Origin of the sequence: Spirillospora sp. NPDC046719, assembly GCF_040645715.1 — a bacterium.
GTDB lineage: Bacteria > Actinomycetota > Actinomycetes > Streptosporangiales > Streptosporangiaceae > Spirillospora.
The window spans coordinates 1-4080 of record NZ_JBEYYT010000646.1; the positions used below are offsets into that span (position 1 = coordinate 1).

Sequence of the window (4080 nt, forward strand, 5' to 3'; positions counted from 1 at the left end):
CGCCGGCCCACGACACGTCGTCCCGGACCAAGCCGGCGGCGACCCCGAGGCCCGCCGCCACCGCCGCGCCCTCGTCCTCCCGCACGTCGGTGAGCACGACCCGGGCGCCGGCCTCGGCGAACGCCCGCGCCTCGGCCTCGCCCTGCCCGCGCGCGGCGCCGGTGACGATCGCGACCTTCCCGTCGAGCCTCATCCGCGCGACCCGGCCGTCCGCTCGGCGGCCCGGAAGTGCGGGATGACGGTCTCGCCCCACTGGCGGATCGTCTCCATGCACACGTCCTGCGGGACGGTGCCCATCTGGATCAGGCACATGATCTCGTCCACGCCGATGTCGGCGAGCCGCTGGACGTACTCGATCGCGTAGTCGGCGGTGCCGTAGGCGTGCTCGGCGTTGAAGGTGCCGGTGTCCTGCGGGCGGGCCGGGATGTTGGCCTCGTTGAGCTTGGCGACCAGCGCCTCCTTGTCGCGGGCGAGCGCGGCGATGTTGTCGTCGTCCTCGGTGTCCTCGGCGGGGGCGGGGCCGTTGCCGTACCAGTGCGCGATGGCCTCGGCGAAGAACCGCTGGCCGCGCGCGCCGATCCGGAGGGCGCGGTCGCCGTCGTCCAGGACGGTCGTCGGGCACAGCGCCACGAACCTGTCGGTGGTCTCGGTGCTGACGAGGCGCTCCGGGGTGCGCGTCCGGACGGTGTCCCAGTACAGGTCGTACATCTCCTTGACCTCCTCGGGACCGGCGAAGCCCATCACCAGCGCGCCGACGCCGAGCGCGGCGGCGAGCCGGACCGTGTCGCGCTTCGAGCAGGCCATGTAGAGGGGCGGGTGCGGGGTCTGCACGGGCCGCGGCAGGATCTTCGCCGGGCCGACGTCGAGCAGGTCGGTGTGCCAGTCGACCTCGTCCTTGCGCCAGGCGTTGGCGAGGAACCGTAGCGACTCCTCCATCTGCGGGTAGGTCGCGGACGGCTCGACGCCGTACATGCCCATCTCCATTCGGGTGGAGCCGCGCCCGCCGCCGACGTCGAGCCGGCCGCCCGACAGCGCGTCCAGCATCCCGACCCGCTCGGCCACCCGGACGGGGTGGTTGTAGTTGAACGGCATGCAGATCACGCCGTGCCCGATGCGGATGCGGGACGTCCGCGCGGCGACCCAGCTGAGGAAGATCTCGGACGCGGTCATGTGGGCGTAGCGCTCGAGCCCGTGGTGCTCCACGGCCCAGACGCGGTCGAAGCCCATCTCCTCGCCGTAGACGGCCTGCTCGACGCTGTCGAGCAGGAGCCGCCGCTCGCGCTCGGGGGTCGGGTTCGCCAGCTGGGCCTCGAAGATCATCGAGAACTGCATCGGGGGGACCTCCAGTATTCCGGTTCGAAATATTCCTAACAGATATATGCCGCCACCGCCACATGACCGTCCGGCATATGGCGGCGGCTACGCTGGCCGGGTGAGCGACACGGCACCGCATGGCGGCACGGCAAAGGGCGGCACGGCGAAGGACGCGGCGGCGGAGGACGCGCCGAACCTCCCGCCGACCAGCTGGGCCGTGCTCGGGCTGCTCTCCTTCGGCGAGGAGCTGTCGGGCTACGACCTGAAGAAGTGGGCCGACTGGAGCCTCAAGTTCTTCTACTGGAGCCCCTCGTACAGCCAGATCTACGGCGAGCTGAAGCGGCTGGAGAAGATCGGGTACGCCACGTCCCGCGTCGAGCTGACCGAGAGCACCCGCGGCAAGCGCGTGTACGCCATCACCGAGGAGGGCATGGCCGCGGTGTCGCGCTGGGCGCGCGAGGCGCCCGTCGAGCCGCCCGTCCTCAAGCACGGGGTCATGCTCCGGACCTGGCTCGGCCACCTGATGGAGCCGGCCCGGCTCCGCGAGATCCTCCGGCAGCACGGCGAGTACGCCGAGAAGATGAGCCGGCGCGCGGCGGCCGACGCCGGCGGCGCCGCCGAGGTGGCCGAATGGGCCTACCCCGAGCTGGTGCTGCGCTGGTCCCAGCGCTACTACGAGGCCGAGCGCGAGCTGACCCGCCGGATGCTCGCCGACCTGGACGAGATCGCCGCCGAGTCCGCGAAGGACGGGCCGCTCACCCCCTGAGCGCATGGCCGAAGCCGCCGCGGAAGAACAGCAGCGGCCGCGCGGCCCGCCCGGCGGCGAGGTCGCGGACCCGCCCGATCACGATGGAGTGGTCGCCGCCCGGCAGCTCCCGCTCGACGTCGGCCTCGATCCACGCCAGCGCGCCGTCCAGCAGCGGCGAGCCGCCCGGTGCCGGCGTCCAGGACACCCCGGCGAACTTGTCCCGGCCGGCCATCGCCCGGCACAGCCCGTCCTGATCCGCGGCCAGCACGTTCACCGCGAACCGGCCCGCCGCGCGCACCCTCGGCCAGGTCGTGGACGCCGCGCCCGGGCAGAAGCACACCAGCGGCGGGTCCAGCGACAGCGACGAGAACGACTGGCAGGCCATGCCGACCGGCTCGTCCCCGTCCATCGCCGTGACCACCACGACGCCCGTGCAGAACGCGCCGAGGACCCGGCGCATCCGCTCCGCGCCGACCCGCCCCGCCGTCCCCTCCGCTCCCGCCGTCTCCTCCATCGTCGCGTGCGCCGCCATGCGTCCTCCTGATGCATCGAATCGAAATATTTCTAATAGAAACATTCCGATTAGAAGCATCCCTGTGGTTCCATGTCAAGGCGCCCGGTCTCCCCCGTCCGGCCCGAAGGAGCGACATGCCACCCCACCCCGCCCCCGCCACGATCCCCGCGCTCGTGCGGCACGCCGCCCGCGTCCACGGCGACCGCGAGGCACTGGTGACCGAGACCGCGCACGGCCCGGTCCGCCGGACGTTCGCGCAGCTCGGCGCCGATGTCGAGGCGGCGGCGCGGGCGGCGGCCGGCGCCGGCGTCCGGCCCGGCGACCGGGTGGCGATCTGGGCGCCGAACAGCGCGGAGTGGATCGTCGCGGCCCTCGGCCTGGTGAGCGCGGGCGCGGTGCTCGTGCCGCTCAACACCCGCTACCGGGCCGCCGAGGCGGCCGACATCCTGCGCCGCAGCCGCGCCACCGCGCTGTTCACGGTGCGCGGGTTCCTCGGCAACGACTACCCGGCGATGCTGGCCGCGTCCGGCGCCCGCCTGCCCGATCTCAGGCTCACCGTGCTGCTGGCGGGCGAGCCCGACGGCACCGCCGTGAGCTGGGCCGATCACCTCGCCGGCGGGGCCGCCGTGAGCGCGGACGAGGCACGCAAGCGGGCGGACGCGGTGCGCGCCGAGGACGTGTGCGACATCGTCTTCACCTCCGGCACCACCGGACGCCCCAAGGGCGCGATGTCGACGCACGGCCAGACGCTCCGCGTCTTCGAGGCGTGGAGCGCGGTCGCCACGCTGCGGCCGGGCGACCGGTACCTGCTGATCAACCCGTTCTTCCACACGTTCGGCTACAAGGCGGGCGTGCTCGCGTGCCTGCTGAACGGCGCCACGATGCTGCCGGAGGCGGTGTTCGACGCCGAACGGGCGGCGCGGCGGCTGGCCGAGGAGCGGGTCACCGTGCTGATGGGCCCGCCGACGGTCTTCTCGTCGCTGCTGGCGCTGCCCGATCGGCCGCCGCACGCGCTGCGGCTCGCGGGGACGGGCGCGGCCGACGTGCCGGTCGACCTCGTCCGCCGGATCCGCGCCGAGCTGGGCGTGCCGGACGTGTTCACCGCCTACGGGCTGAGCGAGGCCGCCGGTGTGGTGTCGGTCTGCCCGGTGGACGCCGACGCCGAGACCGTCGCGCGCACCACCGGCCCGGCGCTGCCGGGCACCGAGATCCGGATCGCCGCGTCGGACGGCCGGCCGCTGCCGCCCGGCGAGACCGGCGAGATCCTCGTGCGCGGCTACAACGTGATGAAGGGCTACCTGGACGATCCGGACGCGACCGCGCGGGCGGTCGACGCGGACGGCTGGCTGCGCACGGGCGACTGCGGCCGCCTCGACGAGCGCGGCTTCCTGACCGTCACGGGGCGGCTCAAGGACATGTTCGTGGTCGGCGGGTTCAACGCCTACCCGGCGGAGATCGAGGGCGTGCTCGTCCGGCATCCGGCGGTCGCGGACGCGGCGGTCGT

At 73.6% G+C, this 4080-nt stretch carries 5 protein-coding genes; 2 read left to right on the forward strand and 3 right to left on the reverse strand.

The features are described 5' to 3' along the window. Both ABZ914_RS47915 and ABZ914_RS47920 read right to left on the reverse strand, forming a co-directional pair. The coding region (locus ABZ914_RS47915; protein WP_500201289.1) for an SDR family NAD(P)-dependent oxidoreductase at window positions 1-193 on the reverse strand (193 nt) is incomplete at its 3' end. Then, complete coding sequence (locus ABZ914_RS47920) at window positions 190-1332, reverse strand: LLM class flavin-dependent oxidoreductase (RefSeq protein ID WP_500201290.1); 1143 nt, start codon at window positions 1330-1332, stop codon at window positions 190-192. The genes ABZ914_RS47920 and ABZ914_RS47915, both read right to left, overlap by 4 nt. A 100-nt stretch (window positions 1333-1432) precedes the next feature. Here ABZ914_RS47920 and ABZ914_RS47925 point away from each other — a divergent pair, with 100 nt between their 5' ends. Next, a complete protein-coding gene (locus tag ABZ914_RS47925; RefSeq protein WP_500201291.1) occupies window positions 1433-2080 on the forward strand; it encodes a PadR family transcriptional regulator in 648 nt (215 codons plus the stop codon). On the opposite strand, the gene ABZ914_RS47930 is transcribed toward ABZ914_RS47925, so the two are convergent. Continuing rightward, window positions 2070-2594: a flavin reductase family protein gene (locus ABZ914_RS47930; protein WP_500201292.1), complete on the reverse strand. Its 525-nt coding sequence runs from the start codon at window positions 2592-2594 to the stop codon at window positions 2070-2072. The two genes, ABZ914_RS47925 and ABZ914_RS47930, sit on opposite strands and share 11 nt — an antisense overlap. A 116-nt stretch (window positions 2595-2710) precedes the next feature. Here ABZ914_RS47930 and ABZ914_RS47935 point away from each other — a divergent pair. After that, on the forward strand, window positions 2711-4080 hold a 1370-nt coding region (locus ABZ914_RS47935), incomplete at its 3' end, for an AMP-binding protein (protein ID WP_500201293.1).